This window comes from Sphingobacterium phlebotomi (genome assembly GCF_008180195.1).
In the GTDB taxonomy this organism is placed as follows: Bacteria; Bacteroidota; Bacteroidia; order Sphingobacteriales; family Sphingobacteriaceae; genus Sphingobacterium; species Sphingobacterium phlebotomi.
In genome coordinates, this window is sequence record NZ_VTAV01000009.1 from 151,335 (window position 1) to 168,879 (window position 17,545).

The 17,545-nt window shown below is 41.2% G+C and carries 14 protein-coding genes; 5 read left to right on the forward strand and 9 right to left on the reverse strand.

The window, feature by feature from the left end; all coding sequences use genetic code 11:
- Window positions 1–49: 49 nt before the first annotated feature.
- The 4 genes from FXV77_RS13600 to FXV77_RS13615 form a co-directional block, all read right to left on the reverse strand.
- Window positions 50–1,636 carry a RagB/SusD family nutrient uptake outer membrane protein gene (locus tag FXV77_RS13600; protein WP_148919779.1) on the reverse strand — a complete coding sequence of 529 codons (1,587 nt, stop codon included), beginning with the start codon at window positions 1,634–1,636 and terminating at the stop codon, window positions 50–52.
- 10 nt (window positions 1,637–1,646) lie between these two features.
- Window positions 1,647–4,838, reverse strand: coding sequence for a TonB-dependent receptor (locus tag FXV77_RS13605; RefSeq protein WP_222867797.1), 3,192 nt, complete (start codon window positions 4,836–4,838; stop codon window positions 1,647–1,649).
- A gap of 188 nt (window positions 4,839–5,026) precedes the next feature.
- A complete protein-coding gene (locus FXV77_RS13610) occupies window positions 5,027–6,172 on the reverse strand; it encodes a FecR family protein (RefSeq protein WP_148919781.1) in 1,146 nt (381 codons plus the stop codon).
- Window positions 6,173–6,223: 51 nt separating this feature from the next.
- Entirely contained in the window at window positions 6,224–6,814 is a 591-nt protein-coding gene (locus tag FXV77_RS13615) for an RNA polymerase sigma factor (RefSeq protein ID WP_317132154.1), read from the reverse strand.
- 155 nt (window positions 6,815–6,969) lie between these two features.
- Here FXV77_RS13615 and FXV77_RS13620 point away from each other — a divergent pair, with 155 nt between their 5' ends.
- Window positions 6,970–8,706: a thiamine pyrophosphate-dependent enzyme gene (locus FXV77_RS13620; RefSeq protein WP_148919783.1), complete on the forward strand. Its 1,737-nt coding sequence runs from the start codon at window positions 6,970–6,972 to the stop codon at window positions 8,704–8,706.
- 12 nt (window positions 8,707–8,718) lie between these two features.
- Here FXV77_RS13620 and FXV77_RS13625 read toward each other — a convergent pair whose 3' ends face one another.
- From FXV77_RS13625 to FXV77_RS13640, 4 genes are all read right to left on the reverse strand, one after another.
- A complete protein-coding gene (locus FXV77_RS13625) occupies window positions 8,719–9,741 on the reverse strand; it encodes an acyl-CoA dehydrogenase family protein (RefSeq protein ID WP_148919784.1) in 1,023 nt (340 codons plus the stop codon).
- 46 nt (window positions 9,742–9,787) lie between these two features.
- Window positions 9,788–10,399: a nicotinamide riboside transporter PnuC gene (gene pnuC, locus FXV77_RS13630; protein ID WP_148919785.1), complete on the reverse strand. Its 612-nt coding sequence runs from the start codon at window positions 10,397–10,399 to the stop codon at window positions 9,788–9,790.
- Between the two features lie 136 nt (window positions 10,400–10,535).
- Window positions 10,536–12,029, reverse strand: coding sequence for a malate:quinone oxidoreductase (locus FXV77_RS13635; protein ID WP_148919786.1), 1,494 nt, complete (start codon window positions 12,027–12,029; stop codon window positions 10,536–10,538).
- A 139-nt stretch (window positions 12,030–12,168) separates the two neighbouring features.
- The gene (locus FXV77_RS13640) at window positions 12,169–12,693 is read right to left on the reverse strand and encodes a DUF4168 domain-containing protein (RefSeq protein ID WP_187444132.1); all 525 of its coding nucleotides are present in this window, start codon (window positions 12,691–12,693) and stop codon (window positions 12,169–12,171) included.
- Between the two features lie 194 nt (window positions 12,694–12,887).
- On the opposite strand from FXV77_RS13640, the gene fabG reads away from it, so the two are divergent.
- The 4 genes from fabG (at window position 12,888) to FXV77_RS13660 (ending at window position 16,815) form a co-directional block, all read left to right on the forward strand.
- Entirely contained in the window at window positions 12,888–13,631 is a 744-nt protein-coding gene (fabG, locus tag FXV77_RS13645) for a 3-oxoacyl-[acyl-carrier-protein] reductase (RefSeq protein ID WP_148919788.1), read from the forward strand.
- 143 nt (window positions 13,632–13,774) lie between these two features.
- A complete protein-coding gene (locus tag FXV77_RS13650) occupies window positions 13,775–14,902 on the forward strand; it encodes a COG1470 family protein (protein ID WP_148919789.1) in 1,128 nt (375 codons plus the stop codon).
- A complete protein-coding gene (locus tag FXV77_RS13655; protein WP_246162466.1) occupies window positions 14,889–15,860 on the forward strand; it encodes an ABC transporter ATP-binding protein in 972 nt (323 codons plus the stop codon). Before FXV77_RS13650 ends, FXV77_RS13655 begins: the two co-directional genes overlap by 14 nt.
- The gene (locus tag FXV77_RS13660; protein ID WP_148919790.1) at window positions 15,847–16,815 is read left to right on the forward strand and encodes an ABC transporter permease; all 969 of its coding nucleotides are present in this window, start codon (window positions 15,847–15,849) and stop codon (window positions 16,813–16,815) included. Before FXV77_RS13655 ends, FXV77_RS13660 begins: the two co-directional genes overlap by 14 nt.
- A gap of 77 nt (window positions 16,816–16,892) precedes the next feature.
- Here FXV77_RS13660 and FXV77_RS13665 read toward each other — a convergent pair whose 3' ends face one another.
- On the reverse strand, window positions 16,893–17,378 hold the full coding sequence (locus tag FXV77_RS13665) for a hypothetical protein (protein ID WP_148919791.1): 486 nt from the start codon (window positions 17,376–17,378) through the stop codon (window positions 16,893–16,895).
- Between the last annotated feature and the right edge of the window lie 167 nt (window positions 17,379–17,545).

Sequence of the window (17,545 nt, forward strand, 5' to 3'; positions counted from 1 at the left end):
CTATTTAATTTATTTTTCACTACTATTCAATTTTCTCTGTCGTTGACAACTAATCATACCCAGGATTCTGCGGAAAGTTTTCCGCACCCATATTGATGATTTCCGTTTCGGGGATTGGCCATCGTATAAAATGTGGATTGGCAGGCAGACTCGTTCTCCCGCCGAGAGAACTGGCTATCTCTGGATCTCCAGCATAATTTGTCACCTGTTGAATCAGTACCCCTAATCTCTTTAAGAAATACCATCTTTCACTATGTCCTTCAAATGCCAATTCACGAGCTTGTTCATCCATAATATCTTTGATCGTCAATGTTCCTGTAAATTCCTCATTTCCCGCTCTTTGCCAAGTTTTGTTAAAATATCGTTTCGCTAACGTCTGATCTCCGGTCATCAAGGCAGCTTCCGCTCCAATTATGTAAGTTTCAGCTAATCGGTATAAGATAAAATCTTTGTAGCTTCTGGTTTCGGCAGGATTATTACGCGACCATATATCGCCGAGCTTAGTGCTACCAGGATAAACCAGCCTATTTTTGACACCGTTTTTATACAAAGGAAAATACGCGCCCGGCTGTACAGTTACCGAACCATAAGCGATTGGTTGATCCGTTGTATTTTGATATTGGTGTATGTAATAGGAATGGTATCTATTATCTTTACGTTGATCATATAAAGAAAATAGATAAGGGCTTGGTAGACAACGTCCATACGTATAGCCCCAATTCTCATAACTACAGGCATATTCTGCTGTTCCGCCGATTTCTTGTCGATAGGACGCTATGAAATAAGCCCCAAAATAATTGCCCAAAGGTGTACCCGTAGATAAATTTCCACCTGGATTTCTACTCCACTGTTGCACCATTAATGCCTCTTTATGATTTAGATCCGCTCCGCGGAAGACAGCATCCAAATCGACTAATTCATAATATCCCGATCGATCGATCTCATCCACCTGATCCAATGCTTCATCCCAGTCTTTTATCCATAACGCCGCCATTGCTTTGATATGTCGCGCAGTCGCTTGGTTGAATCTCCCCGTCTCTGTGGATTGCCATGGTAGATTTACAATAGCGTAGTCCAGATCCTGGTATAACAAATCAAATACTTCTGCAGAACTCGCCGCTCTATATGTTTTCGATTCATCAACATTTTGCCAAGTTGTCGGTGTCGTGTTTAACCATATTCTATCATATGTTCGATATAAGATAAAATATGCATGCGCCCGAAAGCATTTTGCCTCTGCGATGGTGGCACGTAAGGCATCCGTATCCGGAAGTTGCTCACCCGCGTATATAATTTCGTTTGCCTTTCCAATAATGTTATACATCGTTTGCCACATAAACGCCACTTGCGAAGAAGATGAACGCAAATTATTAGGGTCATAAACACCAAAATAATTTCCTGTTCCTCCGTTGGTCACAGCCAAATCCGTCGCTCTCTCTAAGGCCAATACCGCCGCATCGTCTGTTCCATAATTACGCAACAAAGTATATAGGGCGTTCACGGCAAGTTTTAAGCCGCCTTCCGTGCTATAAATATAATCAGCAGAATACCTGGTTCTATTTTCTTCTTCTAGCCATTTCGTGCATGATGTAAAAACCAGCATGAACGATAGCATGTAAAATATGTTTCTTTTCATCTTCCTTATGTTAGAATGAGAAATTTAGTCCGAATAGCCATGTTCTGGGCTCAGGATATGCACCCGGGTTTTGTTCTGGTCCATACCCCTGCACGTCCGTCCATGTCCATATATTACTGATGGTGGAGAATAACCGTAAGTTTTCTATACCCATCTTTTTCACCGCATTATCGGGGAGCGTATACCCTAGGGAGATATTTCTCAATCTCAAATAATCGGCCTTTTCATAAGCCAATGAGCTCATGAAAGCAGGTGGTTGTATGAAATTCGGAGCAGGTGTTTCATTTGATGGATTATTAGCCGTCCAATAATTTCTGCGTAGCCCATTTCTTTTTCCAGTCAAATCACCACCATTTTCGAAAGTTGCTAGGTAAGAATTATAAAAATATCCTCCTGTGAGATAATAAATGTCCATAGAAAGATTGAAATTTTTATAGTCAAAGCTCGTAATAAAAGAAGTGATAAATTTCGGATCGCGTTGAATGATCACTCTATCATCTACGGAAACAGTATTATCTCCGTTTATATCACTAACACGAATACTACCCGGTGTAGCAGCCGGCATGTGAGAAGTAGCAATTTCATCATCCAATTGCCAGATACCATCAAACTGATAATCATAATATACGTTCATGGATTCTCCGATAAACCAGTTGTTGTTCAAATCATTCTCTGGGTTTCCTTCCGCATCACGTCTACCATCTATTTTTTTGATTTCATTTCTGTTCAACGTAAAATTCACTCCGACATTCCAGGTGAAATCCTGCTTTTCAATAGCAATGGCATTCAGCCCTAACTCGACCCCTCTATTTTGTACCTGTCCCAGATTAACCAATTGACTAGCATAACCGGAAGTTGTCGGTAATGAGCGTTGCACTAAGAGATCGGTTGTTTGCGTATCATATAGCTCCAAGGCACCGCTAAGCCGATTATTGAAAAAACCAAAATCTAAGCCGATGTTTGTCGAAGCCGAAGTCTCCCATCGAAGATTGGGGTTCGTCAATTCGGCATTGGGCAAGTAACCAATCGCCGCCTGCTCGCCAAATTCCGTTAGATACCTAGTCGCCAAACCTAATGTGGTGTAAGGGCTAATAGCTTGGTTTCCCACTAAACCATAGCTTAACCGGAGTTTCAAATCAGAAACAAAATTTACATTTTTTAGAAATTCCTCTTGCTTTATCCGCCAAGCAAAAGCTGCAGAAGGGAAATAGCCATATTTATTATTTACACCAAAAACAGAGGAACCATCGACCCTCATGGCTACATTAAACAAATACCGGCTGTCGTAATTGTAGCGTACGCGCAACAAATATGAAAGTAATTTTCGGTCCGAAAATTCGTATACGGGCGTTGCATAGCTTTCTGCAGAAGCAAGTGCATGATAAGAGAGATCATCGTTAGGGAAACCGAATCCGGTATTCGAGATTCGTTTCCATTGAATGCCATTCAAACTCGCCATGGCCGTTCCATCAATATGATGCAACCCCATATCTTTCGTATAATTTAGAATATTTTCTACCAAATAATCTGTATAGGTGCTTTCAGCTAGGGTAGCTCTACCGTTATTATTCCGACCGGTAAAATGGCTAATCCCTAAGTAGGAATTCTCCTGTACTTTTCTCGTATTCAAACTGGTATTCAAACGATAGGACAAATCTTTTACTATTTTCCAATCACCAAAAAAATTAAAGTTTAACCGATCGGTGATATGCAAATTTTCTGCATTCTGGTTATTCCATAGGGGATTATAATGAGACTCTCCAGCTTCCGTTACATCTTCCCGTAACGAGCCATCGTCTTTATACACTTCTGCCAGGGGCGGCATGGTAATAAAAGAACTGAATGTACCATCTGCAATGGTACGATACGATTTAGTATAGGCGATGTTCGAACCCAACGTAATTTTGTCTGATAAAGTTTGATCAATATTCAATCTTCCCGTGAAACGTTTAAAGTCTGAAGAAGGTACAATCCCGTCTTGGTAAAAATGCCCTAAAGAAAGTGCATATTTGGTCTTTTCACTCCCCGACTGGATTAGTACATCATTTTTATTTTGCCAGGAGGGACTGAGCATCACATCTTCCCAGTCTACATAATTTTTGGAATGGTAAACATCCCGCATTATACCTCTGAAAACTTCTTCTTCATTATAATACCCATACGCATTATAGAAAGCCTCTTTACGATAAGCTGCCCATTGTTCTCCATCGTAAAACTCAAAGTTTCTATATAAGTTTTGTACACCACCGTAGGAATTAACATTCACCGTCGTTTTCCCTACTATCCCTCTTTTGGTCGTGACGAGAATAACGCCATTTGCGGCACGAGCACCATAAATTGATTGCGCAGAAGCATCTTTGAGGATTTCAATAGATTCTATTTCATTAGCATTGATGTCGTCAATACTTGCTGTCGGAACACCATCAACAACATAGAGCGGATCATTACCTGCCGAAAGCGATCTTCTACCCCTAATCAAGATATTGGATGTTCCACCCGGAGCAGCACTTCCCATCGTCACCTGCACGCCAGGGGCAGCTCCACGCAACATTTCGCTAATACTTGTCGTTGGCATTTTGTTGATTTGCTCCGACGAAACCGACGAAATAGAACCAGTAATATCGCTTCTTCGCTGTACGCCATAGCCCACCACAACCACCTCATCTAGCCCTTGTTCTGAACTAGCCATACGTACTGCGTAACTGGTCTGTCCTGTCAAGCTAATCTGAGATTGGCTGTAACCAAGCAAACTAAAATGAAGTTGATTATCGTTAGCTGCTACAGCAATATTAAAATCACCATTGTTGTCTGTAATAGCCTGTTGTGAATTTGTATTGGTTCTTACCGTTACGTTTCCCAATGGCTGTCCATTCTCATCTACTACCCGCCCGCTAACGGAACGTTGCGGTAAAGCCTGTTGCTGTTTATTCCCTGTTATTTTTCGGATGACGACCGTATTATCTTTCACCGAATACGTAACATCCATCCCCGAAAGCAAGAAGTTGATAACAGCTTCCGTCGATTTGTCGATAAACTTTCCGGACACTTTTTTGTTCTCATCCAAGTCTTTAGGCGAGTACACAAATTTCAATCCGGCTAAACTGTTTAGCTCCTTAAAAGCATCTTTGATCGCCGTATTTTTAAAATCAACAGTAACCAGTTGACGTAAAGCTTGTCCAAATCCGAACAACGGCGATATCATTATTAAGTTTGTGACAATAATTAGGTATAATAATCTCCCTTTACACCTTTTTAGTGTATTAATTCTCGTTAGTAATTTATACATTTGAATGTTGATTTAAACATGATCAATACATGGGGGCGCCAAAAAAGCGTCCTCTTCATTAGGGGTGTTCGCCGCACCTCTAATTTTTTATCTTCCCTCTAGGTTTATTCATTCGTCGTTACATACATCACTCCTTTCTTTTCTACGAACGTTATATTATTCGTCATTTCTATTATCTGCAATACGTCCGTCAACTGCTCATACCGAGTTATCATACCGGTAATGGGCAAGTTTCGTACAGCCGGGCTTACTTGAATAGGCTGCTCGTACCATTGTGCGAGTTCTTTCATGACGTCCGCGACCCGCTCGCCTTCAAAATGAAAGAGCCCCTTCCGCCAAGCGCGAACCTTATTGTTCTCATCCGCGGATGCCACGAGTATGCGGTTATTGTCCGTGCTTAAAAATGCTTTTTGATTAGGCGCGAGTACCACGGAAGTCTTATATACATTATGCTCCAGTTTTATTTTCCCTTCCAGCAGAACCACACTTTCTTCACCAGCCTCTTGTGTATTCACACTAAACTGTGTTCCTAACACCTCCACCGTCTGTAAAGGTGTTTTGACAAAGAAGGGCAATGGTTTCCCATCCTGTATACGTTTCGAAACATCTAAACTGACTTCACCTGATACATGTACAACACGTTCTGTCTTGTTGAAGCTAGGCATAAATTCGATAGAAGAATGCGCATTCAACCAAACCTGGCTTCCGTCATCTAACAAAAATGTAAAGACTTTTTTGGTGGGGTTTGTAATTTTCCGTGGCGCATTATCTGTCATTTCTTCCGTTAATGAAGACAACAAAAACACCTTTTGATCATCGATTACACGATAGGTAGAACTATCTTTCACTTCTTCATCCAGGTCGTATGATTTTTCTGCACCAATAGACAAAATCGGATTTTCTTTTGTTACGTGGACAGCTTGCAAACTCTCGGAAGTACCATCCGATACGCTCATACGAAAAATGATAAAAGCTGCCGTACAGACAAGCAACAAACAAGCGGCAAGTCGGATGTATGGGTTATGACCAAGCTTTATAACCTTGTTTTTTGAAGATATCTGGTTATCGATGGTCTGTTTAATTTCTTGCTCCAGACGGTCAAAATTGATATATGCACCTTCCTTTTGCTGACCAATCTGTTGGTAGAAACGCTCTACGAAACGTTCTTCTTCAGCCGATGCCTCGCCTTTGACATATCTTTTAAAGATAGTCGAAAGTTTATTTTTGATCCTATTGGAATTTCTAGACATACAAGAAATGGTTTACAATCGTTGCTTTCTTATATGTCGTAGAAAGGGGTGCTAACTCCCAAAAAAAAATAAAAAAAATATAAATAAAATTTTATGCATCAAACTACGCAGAAATGTAGCAGCATTAAGAACCTGATTTTGAACAGTTTTGGTAGATATATTTAGCAGCTTACCGATCTCTTCCGTACTAAGCCCCTCCTCGTATTTCAACAAGAAAATCTCCTTTCGCTTGTTTGGAAGTTGGTTTATCCAATAGTTCAGCAGCGTATTCAATTCATCATCCAGCAATTTACTGTCTGAAAACTCACTGTTTGCCAGTACCTCAGCGAAGTCGTCAATTTCTTCCACGATAAAATCCTTTTTTCGGAACCTATCAATCACCTTAAATTTCACTGCTTGCACTAGGTAGGCCTCTACATTTTGGATATCCCTAATTTGTCTTTTGTTCCAAAAGTCTACAAAAACTTCCTGCACCACATCTTTAGCCAGATCTTCATCTCGTAATTTTTGGAAAGCATGGGTATATAATTTCTTCCAGGTTCGGCGGTACAGTTCATCAAAAGCAAGGCTATCCGACTCTCTCACAAGCTGCAAAAGTTCGTCTAAACTATAGGCTATATATATGTGCTTTGACCGGTTCAATGAAACAATGGATTATAACTGTGAAGGCAATATTAAATATTTTTATTTACAAATCAAATTCTACGCTTTGCCAAAAAGCAACCTTTACGAGACTTTTTTGAAAAAACCATTTGCTGCAAATCGTGTTTTATAGGTAACCCTTTTTACAAAATAATATGGCAAAACTTGTAGCAGATCAACTCGTAGAAACAATAGCACAGGCGGGCATTAAACGTATTTATGCGGTCGCCGGCGACAGTCTAAATGAAGTGAATGATGCGGTGCGGCGATCGGACGACGTGGAATGGATACACGTGCGGCATGAAGAGACAGGTGCTTTTGCTGCTGCTGCGGAAGCGGAACTCAATGGTATTGCTTGTTGTGCAGGAAGCAGTGGTCCAGGACATGTACACCTGATCAATGGATTGTATGAGGCACAACGTAATAATGTTCCGGTATTGGCCATTGCTTCAACCTGTGCAACAGACGAATTTGGCACGGGTTATTTTCAAGAGACCAACACGATAAAACTTTTCGCAGATTGTAGTGGATATAACGAAATCGCTACCACCCCGAAACAACTTCCCCGCATGTTGCAAGCGGCATTACAACATGCGTACACCAAGAGAGAAGTAGCTGTTTTGGGACTTCCCGGAGATCTCACGAAGCAAAAAGCCGAAGAAAGTAGTGTTACACCCTATCTTTTGAAACAACGTGCGGTTTTCCGACCTGCAGACAATGAGCTTCGCGAATTAGCCCAAAGGTTAAATAAAGCAACCAAAATCACCGTTTTTTGCGGGTTTGGCGCTAGCGAAGCACACCAAGAAGTCATCGCATTGGCAGGTTTGCTGAAATCGCCTGTAGCTTATTCTTTTCGGGGCAAAATGGGTATACAATATGACAATCCCTATGAAGTGGGTATGACCGGATTACTCGGATTGCCCTCAGCCTTTTACGCCATGCATCATGCAGAACTGTTATTGCTGCTAGGAACAGATTTTCCATATAAAGAGTTTATGCCGGATGAACTCGAAATTATCCAGGTCGATAGCCGTGCGGAGCGTCTAGGACGGAAAGCTAACGTTTCTTTAGGCTTAGCAGGAAATATAAAAGATACGTTGGAAGCATTACTTCCATTCATTGAAGGGAAAAAGGATGATGCATTCCTGCAAAAACAATTGGATAAATATCAGGATGTTAAGAAGTCACTCCGTACGTATGTAGAAGATACCGGTAAGCAACACGCTATATCGCCAGAATTTTTAACCGATACCATTAATAGATTAGCCAATGATGACGCCATTTTTACGGTGGATACCGGCATGTGCTGTGTATGGGGAGCTCGATACTTACATGCAACTGGAAAAAGGGTATTATTGGGATCGTTTACCCATGGGTCGATGGCCAACGCATTACCGCATGCCATTGGAGCTGCACTTGCGAGACCGACCCAGCAAGTTATTGCACTTTGTGGTGACGGTGGGTTATCGATGATGATGGGCGATCTGGCGACGGTGGTGCAATATAAACTTCCTATAAAAATAGTGGTTTTCGACAACCGATCGCTAGGTATGGTAAGATTAGAGATGCAAGTCGAGGGATTACCCGACGGTGAAACCGATATGTATAATCCTGATTTTGCCAAAATAGGTGAAGCCATGGGAATGAACAGTTTTACGGTAGATTCTCCAAATGATGTGGAAATAACATTGCAGCATGCATTCGCTGTTAACGGACCTGCCTTGATTCATGTGTACACCAATCCCGATTCACTCGCCATGCCTCCAAAAATAGAATTTGAGCAGTTAAAAGGAATGGCGTCTTCCATGGGCAAGATGATGCTTCACGGTGACTTTAAAGATGTTGCAAATATCATTAAAAGTAATTACAAGCACCTTAAAGATGTGTTTTAGATGAGCGGACTACTAGGTGTTTAATAAAGCATGTTGCGAAGCCGTAAAAATATGACGAAACACAATATTCAACTCGTTATCGCGCTGTGCGCCAGCAATGCCTGTATATGGGAACAAATCTATTGTTCCAGTTCGAACATCGTCTGCAAGTTCTCTACTTATTGTCGATATTTCTACCAAAAATTCTTTTTTGGGTTCTCTCTTATTCCAAGTTTCGTCCATGAGCTGATAAAGACGATTACGCTTCTCTTCAAAAGCGCTTCTTATCGCGTCGACCTTCTTAAACAATATTTTTCCTTTCTCCGCAGCCCACTCCGGATCAGATGCTTTAATTAGAAGTTGCTTTTCGAAAAGATCAAGAAAACGCCTAAACATGCCGACATAATTCACTGCCAATGTGCATTCGGCGAACGTCATAAACGGATAATAAAAAATAGGTTCTTGGCTTGTGCGCTTATCAGGATGTAGATCAAAAGCGCGTTCCTCCGGAACTTTCAATTCGCTAATAGAAAAACTATGGCTTGCCGTGCATTCCAATCCAAATGTATCCCAATCGTAATGGACAAGCACATCCTCCCGGTCTACAAAAAAAGAATGGTATATCGGTTCTCCGCTAGTATCAAAGACAGGCTCTCCATCTTCATATATCCAAGCGTTTAAAGTAAAATGCGTTAAATGAGGAGCACCCGTAGCATATTTCCACGATCCATTGATGATAAAACTATTTCCTACTTTATCGGCCCTTCCCGAAGGTTTACCGCTTCCACCCCAACACACATTATGTTGTTTGAAGATTCTTTCCGCCAACGTAGGTTCAATAAATCCAGCGAACATATTGGCACCGGCACAGAGGGTGACCGTCCAACCAAAACCACCATCGACGTATGCCAATTCATCCAACAACTGACAGCCAGCTTTCAATTCCACATTTAGCCCTCCATAAATACTAGGCACCCATAAGTTAAACCAATTTTGCTGATATATCAGATCCAGCAATTCGGTTGTTAATACTCTTCTCTCGATGCTAGCATGCATATTATCTCTAATAATGTATCGGATGTCGGTATTAAGCATAATATGATTAAAATTGAGTGGACATTATTTTCTTCCATTTTATATAGCCGGATATCGCGACGACAAACAGGAAGATTGTTAAACAGGCAAAAAGATATAATTCCTTGTGGAACAACAAAGGTATAGCGACGAAATTGCTAATATTCAGCAACATCCAGTTTTCGATTTTGCGTTTCGCAAGCAACCACATTCCTGCCCACGCCGTACTGGAAACAAACGCATCCATTATCGGTACATCCGAATCGGTAAAGTATGTCAAAAAAACAAACAGCATAAAATAGCCACCTACGACAATGCCAACGACAATAGACCAATCTTGTTTATTACAGTGCGTAATACGTATCTGTTGTTGGCTGTGATTTCGAAATTTCCAATACCAGAGACCATAAATACTCATAATCAGGTAATACGCATGCAGCAGGATCTCGGCGTAGAGCTTCGCATCATAAAGCACAGAGATAGTCAGGCAAATGCCAATGATACCAAAGAAATAATTGGATATTTTGTTTTTACGGGATAAAAGCACTTGTACGATACCGAAAAGCACCGCTAGCCGCTCTAGCCATGAGGTTTGAAGAAAACCGTTTTGTATTTGTTCAAAAAATTCAGCTATATGCATATTCTATCATTCCTACGCCAGCATTACCTGGATCAGGTTCCTTCCCTGTATATGACGGGATTGGGTATATTCTCAGCCTTGTAAGTCAAGCGACTCAGGAATCACTTGAAAGCACCCCATAAAGTATATTTTTCGTTTACGCTAATTGTAAAGCCTCTTTTGAACGACTTCTCACCTCTTCGCATAAGGCTGGATCATCATTTAAATTTTTACCCCATGACGGGATAAGCTCACGAAGCTTTTTACGATATTCGTCCGATTTTGCTCTCTCTGGGAAACAACGTTTCAACAGATTGATCATGATAGGTACGGATGTAGATGCTCCCGGAGAAGCACCCAATAAAGCTGCTATTGAGCCATCGGCACTTGATACTACTTCCGTACCAAACTCCAAGATGCCACCGTGTTTCGGATCTTTTTTTATAACCTGCACCCGTTGTCCGGCAACTTCTACTTTCCAGTCTTCCAATTTTGCCGTTGGCATAAATTGTTTTAGTGCATCCAATTTATCCGATGGACTTTTCATCACCTCCGTAATCAGATATTTTGTCAAGTCCAGGTTATGCAGACCAGCAGAAATCATCGGTTTAATATTCGATAATTTAATCGATGCTGGAAGATCAAAATAAGAACCTTTCTTTAAGAATTTCGTCGAAAAACCTGCATATGGGCCGAACAAAAGTGCTTGTTCGCCGTCAATATAACGGGTATCCAAGTGAGGAACAGACATGGGGGGTGCACCTACCGACGCTTTTCCATATACTTTAGCATGATGTTTTTCTATAATCTCGTTATTGGTACAGCGCAGCCATTGTCCGCCAACCGGAAATCCACCATACCCCTTTGCTTCGGGAATACCGGATTTTTCCAGAAGAAGCAAAGAACGTCCTCCCGCACCGATAAACACAAATCGCGCTTTTATTTCGCGTCGCTCACCGGTGTTCAAATCTTTAGTCTCCACTGTCCAACGTCCATCGTCCTCACGGTCTATATCACGTACTTCCTGGTTAAGGGAGAGTTTAATATTGTCTTTCGTTTGCAGATGGCGAACTAAATCACGCGTTAACGAACCGAAGTTAACATCCGTTCCAATGTCCATCCGTGTGGCTGCCATCGCCTCATCTCTGGAACGATTCTCCATCATCAAGGGGATCCAATCTTGCAAGAGCGTTTTATCTTCAGTATATAGCATACCCTTGAATAGGTTCTCTTTTTCCATCGCCTCGTAGCGTGTGCGTAAAAACTGGACGTCTTTTTCACCAAATACGGCACTCATATGCGGCACTTGACGGATAAACTCGGTTGGATTTTTTAGAATTCCTTTTTCTACTAAATAGGCCCAAAACTGTTTAGAAATCTCGAATTGTTCAGCAATATTAATGGCCTTATCTATTTTAACACTACCATCGGGTTGCTCTGGCGTATAATTTAATTCACATAAGGCAGAGTGCCCTGTACCGGCATTGTTCCAGGCATCTGAACTTTCGGCAGCAACAACGTCCAGCCGTTCGATGATTTCGATATTGATATCAGGACTTAGCTCATTGATTAAGGTTCCCAATGTAGCACTCATAATACCTGCACCAATCAATACGACATCGACTTCAGATTTTTTAGCTTTTTTACCCATAGTTTCGAAATTGCGTACAAAATTAACATTCAAATCGGTTATAATCTAATGGAAATGTCAAAATTCTTTCAAAAATAAAAACCCATGAATATTTAATATCCACGGGCTTTATGATGTTCGTATTGTTGATTGGTAAATCTTATGGCTGAGGTTGCGCGCTTTGTTCCTGTTGTAATTCTAGCACAACACCATCTAATTCGCCCTTTACCTTTTCGCTGTTTTGATAAGCATGCATAATTTGTTCAAATGTCTGTATTTCAATACCCTCTTCTTTTATTGCTTCTTGAATATCTCCTCCAATTTCATCTTGAATTTTCATTATTTTTTCAAAAGCATTGTTGAACATTTTCTGATCTTCGGCACTTTCATTTTGAATCCCCTCCTCTGAATTTTCTTGTGCCTGCGCCATCGTATTAAACTTCTCCACCGTTAGGCCTTCTTCTTTAACCGCGTCCGCCATACTCTCTCGTACCCCCATTTGTATAGCTTCCACTTTGGAGCTCGCCTTTACAAAAGATATTAACTCGTCTTTTTTGAAATCTTCTTTTAATTCCGGTTCCTGCATTGGATCCAGTTCCTGCGCCATAGTTCCAAGGCCAACCATCATCATTCCGGCTAATAACATTACTTTTAGTTTCTGCATAATAAATTTATTCTTGTTCATACTCATTCGTTTTTCGAAAACTTTCCTATATATACAACGCACATAAATAATATTATTGCCTAAACTCGTATTTATATTGGAAATAGCACAGGGTGCAGCATTACGTATACTTGTTTTTTTAATTAGGTATTGGTGAATGCAAAGCATTTTATTTAGGTTTGTTGAATTAAACGTGAAGTTAGAATCATATAAATATGAAATTATTAGAAGGCAAAACAGCTCTGGTTACGGGAGCATCAAAAGGCATCGGCAGAAAAATCGCTGAAGTTTTTGCTCAACAGGGAGCAAACGTTGCGTTTACTTATTTATCTTCTGTAGAAAAAGGAGAAGCTTTAGAGAAAGAATTACAAACTTTTGGCACGCGCGTAAAAGGTTTCCGCTCCGATGCATCAAAATTTGAGGAGGCAGAAAAATTAATAGAAGATATTGTCGCGGAATTTGGAACAATCGACGTTGTCGTCAACAATGCAGGGATTACAAAAGATGGTCTATTGATGCGCATGACGGAAGAAAATTGGGATGATGTGATAAATATCAATCTTAAATCCATTTTCAATGTGACCAAAGCCGCCTCGAAAATTATGATGAAAAACCGCAAAGGGTCGTTTATCAATATGAGTTCGGTTGTCGGTGTGCAGGGTAATGCCGGACAAGCAAACTATGCGGCTTCCAAAGCGGGAATTATCGGTTTTTCTAAATCTGTAGCGAAAGAACTGGGTTCCAGAAATATCCGTACAAATGTGATCGCTCCAGGGTTTATCCGTACAGAAATGACAGACGTGCTTGATCCAAAAGTCGTTGCTGGATGGGAAGCGAATATTCCGTTAAAACGTGCCGGAGAAGCAGAAGATGTAGCCAATGCTTGTTTATTCTTAGCTTCTGACTTATCCTCGTATATCAATGGACAGGTCATACCTGTAGATGGTGGCATGCTATAGAGCGTTATATACGGGGCTTTTCTGAGGAATGCCTGGTGATGCGATAATGTAAAAAAATGTTAAAGCCCTTGACAGCAATGTCGAAGGCTTTTTATTTTAGTACAATAATTACTAAAACCAACTCTTTTTAAAATTTTTACTTTATGCTAAAAAGTCGGATAATCTATTTATTGGGCATGATTTTGGCATCGCAGACTGCCTTAACCCAAAGCCTACAATTGTACACCACCTATCCAAAGGTTTCGGTATCTCCAGGGGAGGTCATCGACTACAATGTGGAACTAATCAACAACAGCTCGTCTACACGAAACGGAAGAATCAGCCTTCAAAATCTGCCAAAAGGCTGGGATTACGAAATGAAGTCAGGAAACTATACTGCGGAGGAGATCTCCGTTTTACCAAAAGAACGGAAATCGCTTAACTTAAAGGTCATTGTACCTTCCAAAATAGAAAAAGGGCAGTATCGATTCCAGCTGGTTGCGCAAGGTGAATCATCCTTACCACTAACTGTTGATGTCACCACCGATGGGAAATCATCGTCCGAATTCAACAGCCCGCAAACCAATATGGAGGGTTCGGCCAAATCAACTTTTACCTTCAATGCTTCCCTGTTAAACCGTTCTTCGGATGCACAGGTATATCGTCTCGGTGCCAATCTGCAACCGGGATGGGGAGCAACATTCAAAGTAGACGGAAAGCAGGTATCCTCGGTTAATATAGAAGGTAACCAACGAAAAGATATCTTAATCGAAATCCTTCCTCCGGAAAGCGTTAAAAAAGGAAAATATACGATTCCATTATTTGCCCAAAGTCCACTCAATCAATCGGATCTTTCTTTGGAAGTCGTCATTACAGGTTCTTACGGAATACAACTGACTACGCCGGAGGGGCTGTTGAGCACAACAGCAACTGCCAATCGAAACAAATCGATCCAATTTCAGGTTAAAAATACCGGTAGTTCCGATCTGAGTCAAATCAATCTCAATGCCTCCGCCCCTTCGCAATGGGAAGCTCATTTTGAGCCTAGCCGGATCAGCAGCCTTAAAGCCGGCGAGAGCCAAACCGTTACGGCGATCATTAAACCCGCTAAGAAAGCCGTTGCAGGCGACTACCAAATTACTTTGGATGCAAAAAATAACGAAACAAGTGACAGTGTAAAGTTCCGCGTAACCGTAGAGACTTCATTATTATGGGGATGGGTGGGTATTCTTATTATCGCTATCGCCGTTGCACTGGTTTATTTTTTGATCCGCAAATATGGAAGGAGATAAAATGGATAACCCTATTATTCGTGTACGGCAACTAACGAAAAAGTATGGGGATTTCACGGCGGTAGATCAGCTGGATCTTGACATCGCAACCGGTGAGATTTTCGGATTATTGGGGCCAAACGGTGCCGGAAAATCGACCACGATCTTGATGCTTCTCGGTCTAAGTGAACCAACATCAGGCGAAATCGAGGTTTGTGGAACCGACCCCGTTCGGTCGCCCATCGCTGTCAAACGCCTAGTGGGATATCTTCCCGACAATATCGGTTTTTATGAGAGTTGGACCGCACTGGAGAATCTGGTATTGACCGCGCAATTGAATGGAATTTCTTATACGGAAGCTAAACGACGTTCCCTTTTCTTATTGGAAAAAGTGGGGCTTCAAGACGTTGCTGAAAAAAAAGTAGGTAAATTTTCCAGAGGGATGCGGCAACGCCTCGGCTTGGCTGACAGTTTGATAAAAGATCCCAAAGTATTGATTCTGGACGAACCGACATTAGGTTTAGATCCCATGGGCGTCAAAGATTTCACTTCGTTGATATTGCGTCTGAGCCGTGAAGAGAAGCTGACGGTCTTGCTATCCAGCCATCAGCTTTATCAAGTACAACAAATCTGCGATCGTGTTGGCTTGTTTATCAAAGGCAAATTGGTCGCCGATGGTCCTATTCAAAATTTGGCAACACACTTGTTTCAAGACAAACCACGTCATATACAACTCAAAGTACATCAAACAGATATACAGCGAGCCCGCGATATTTTGGAAGCTATGCAAGATGTCAAGACAATCGAACAACAAAACGATCTGTTCCATATCGATGCCGATGAAATCATCGTCCATCATCTAGCCAAGAAGCTGGTTGAACACGATATTAATATAACACAGCTGCAACAGCGCACCTATGGTATAGAAGATATTTACGCACATTATTTCGAAGGAGGGTCTACAAATGACGCTAAATAAAAATAATAACCTGTATGCTTTCTCCATTTTAGTGAAGAAAGAAATTGCCGATCATATCCGAAGCTGGAAATTTATTATCCTGTTGGCTATCATTTTGCTTACGTGTGTAGCCTCTTTATACACGGCTTTGCAGGCGTTAAAAAATACCGCACCAGCTCCTAATGATCCCGATGCCGCATTTTTCTTCCTCAAGATTTTTACGACATCTGATGGTACCATGCCATCGTTCCATCTATTCGTTGGTTTTTTGGGACCTTTGCTCGGCATCTGTTTGGGATTTGACGCCGTTAATTCCGAATTTAACGGACGCACCTTGGGTCGTATTTTGTCACAACCTATCCACCGGGATTATTTCCTCAACGCTAAATTTATTGGTGCATTAACGGTGATAGGTGTTTTATTTACTTCCCTTGTTCTTCTAACCATAGGAATGGCAACGTTACTGGTAGGTTTTCCACCAACGCTGATGGAATGTAACCGGCTCTTTCTTTTCACGTTGTTAACCATCGTATATGTCGCTTTTTGGCTCAATTTATCCATTCTGTTTTCGGTTCGGTTCAGACATACCGCAACATCTGCTTTAGTGGCCATTGCGATTTGGTTGTTCTTCACGGTGTTCTACCCCATCATTATCAATATCGTAGCAAAAGCTGTACAACCGAACCCGTATGCTTCGGAAGCCGAAATCATGCAATATCAACATTTTATGCTGACACTCATGCGCTTTGCGCCGAGCCAGCTTTATAGCGACGGCACCAATATGTTGCTCATGCCATCCATCAGAAGTCTTGGCCCTTTGCATATGGAGCAATTGCAGGGAGCCATTCCATCACCTTTGCCTATCTGGGAAAGCATTAAAGTGGCCTGGTCGCAGATGGTAGCGTTGGTTGCCTGCACAATTGTGTGTTTTGCTGCTTCTTATTATTTTTTCATGCGAAAGGAAATACGCTGTTAAAGAAAGGGGGATAGATTCCCCCTTTTTATGGTCAATCGTTATAAACTTCGTAATTCGCTTTATCCATTTTCGTCGGTTTAATTCATTCCAGCATGACTTTCCTCTAACTTTTCGATTATTTTGTCATAAATCAACCGTTCAAACTTTTTGATCTCCTTCCTGTTGTCAAAATAATTAAAATCCCTATTCATTTTTTTTAACTCGTCGTTTTCGCTGTTTTCAAACTCAACCAAAGTCAACGTTGTTTCACTGCTCTTTCTTTCCCGCAGTAGCGTTTTCACAACCTGCTGACTATCTTCATAATAGAAATCCACTTTCGAATAATACCCCGTATGATCAATATCAAACTGTAATACGTCTTTTGCAGGAAAAAGCATTGGATCATTATTTTTTAACTTAACTATGGTATTTTTAACGCTGTCCAGCGGAGCAGCTATCGTCCACTTTTCAGCAAAAGGATAGGATCCGGCAAAACTACCGACCTTTCTTCGTAATAGTTCGTATCCCAAAAGAACGGCGACAATAGTCAGTATAATAAGGAGTGTGTGTTTATAATTTTGCATAGTCCGATTATATTTCAGTGGTCTTCATGGATAATTATTCCCAAACAGAAATTGTTCCTAAGACGCGGGTTGTTGACATCGTAACACTTCGTATCCGCCCTACGAACTACATATTTGATTTGTCAATAATTTGCTTATAGTTCTGCGGGTAAAGATCTTTTATATTT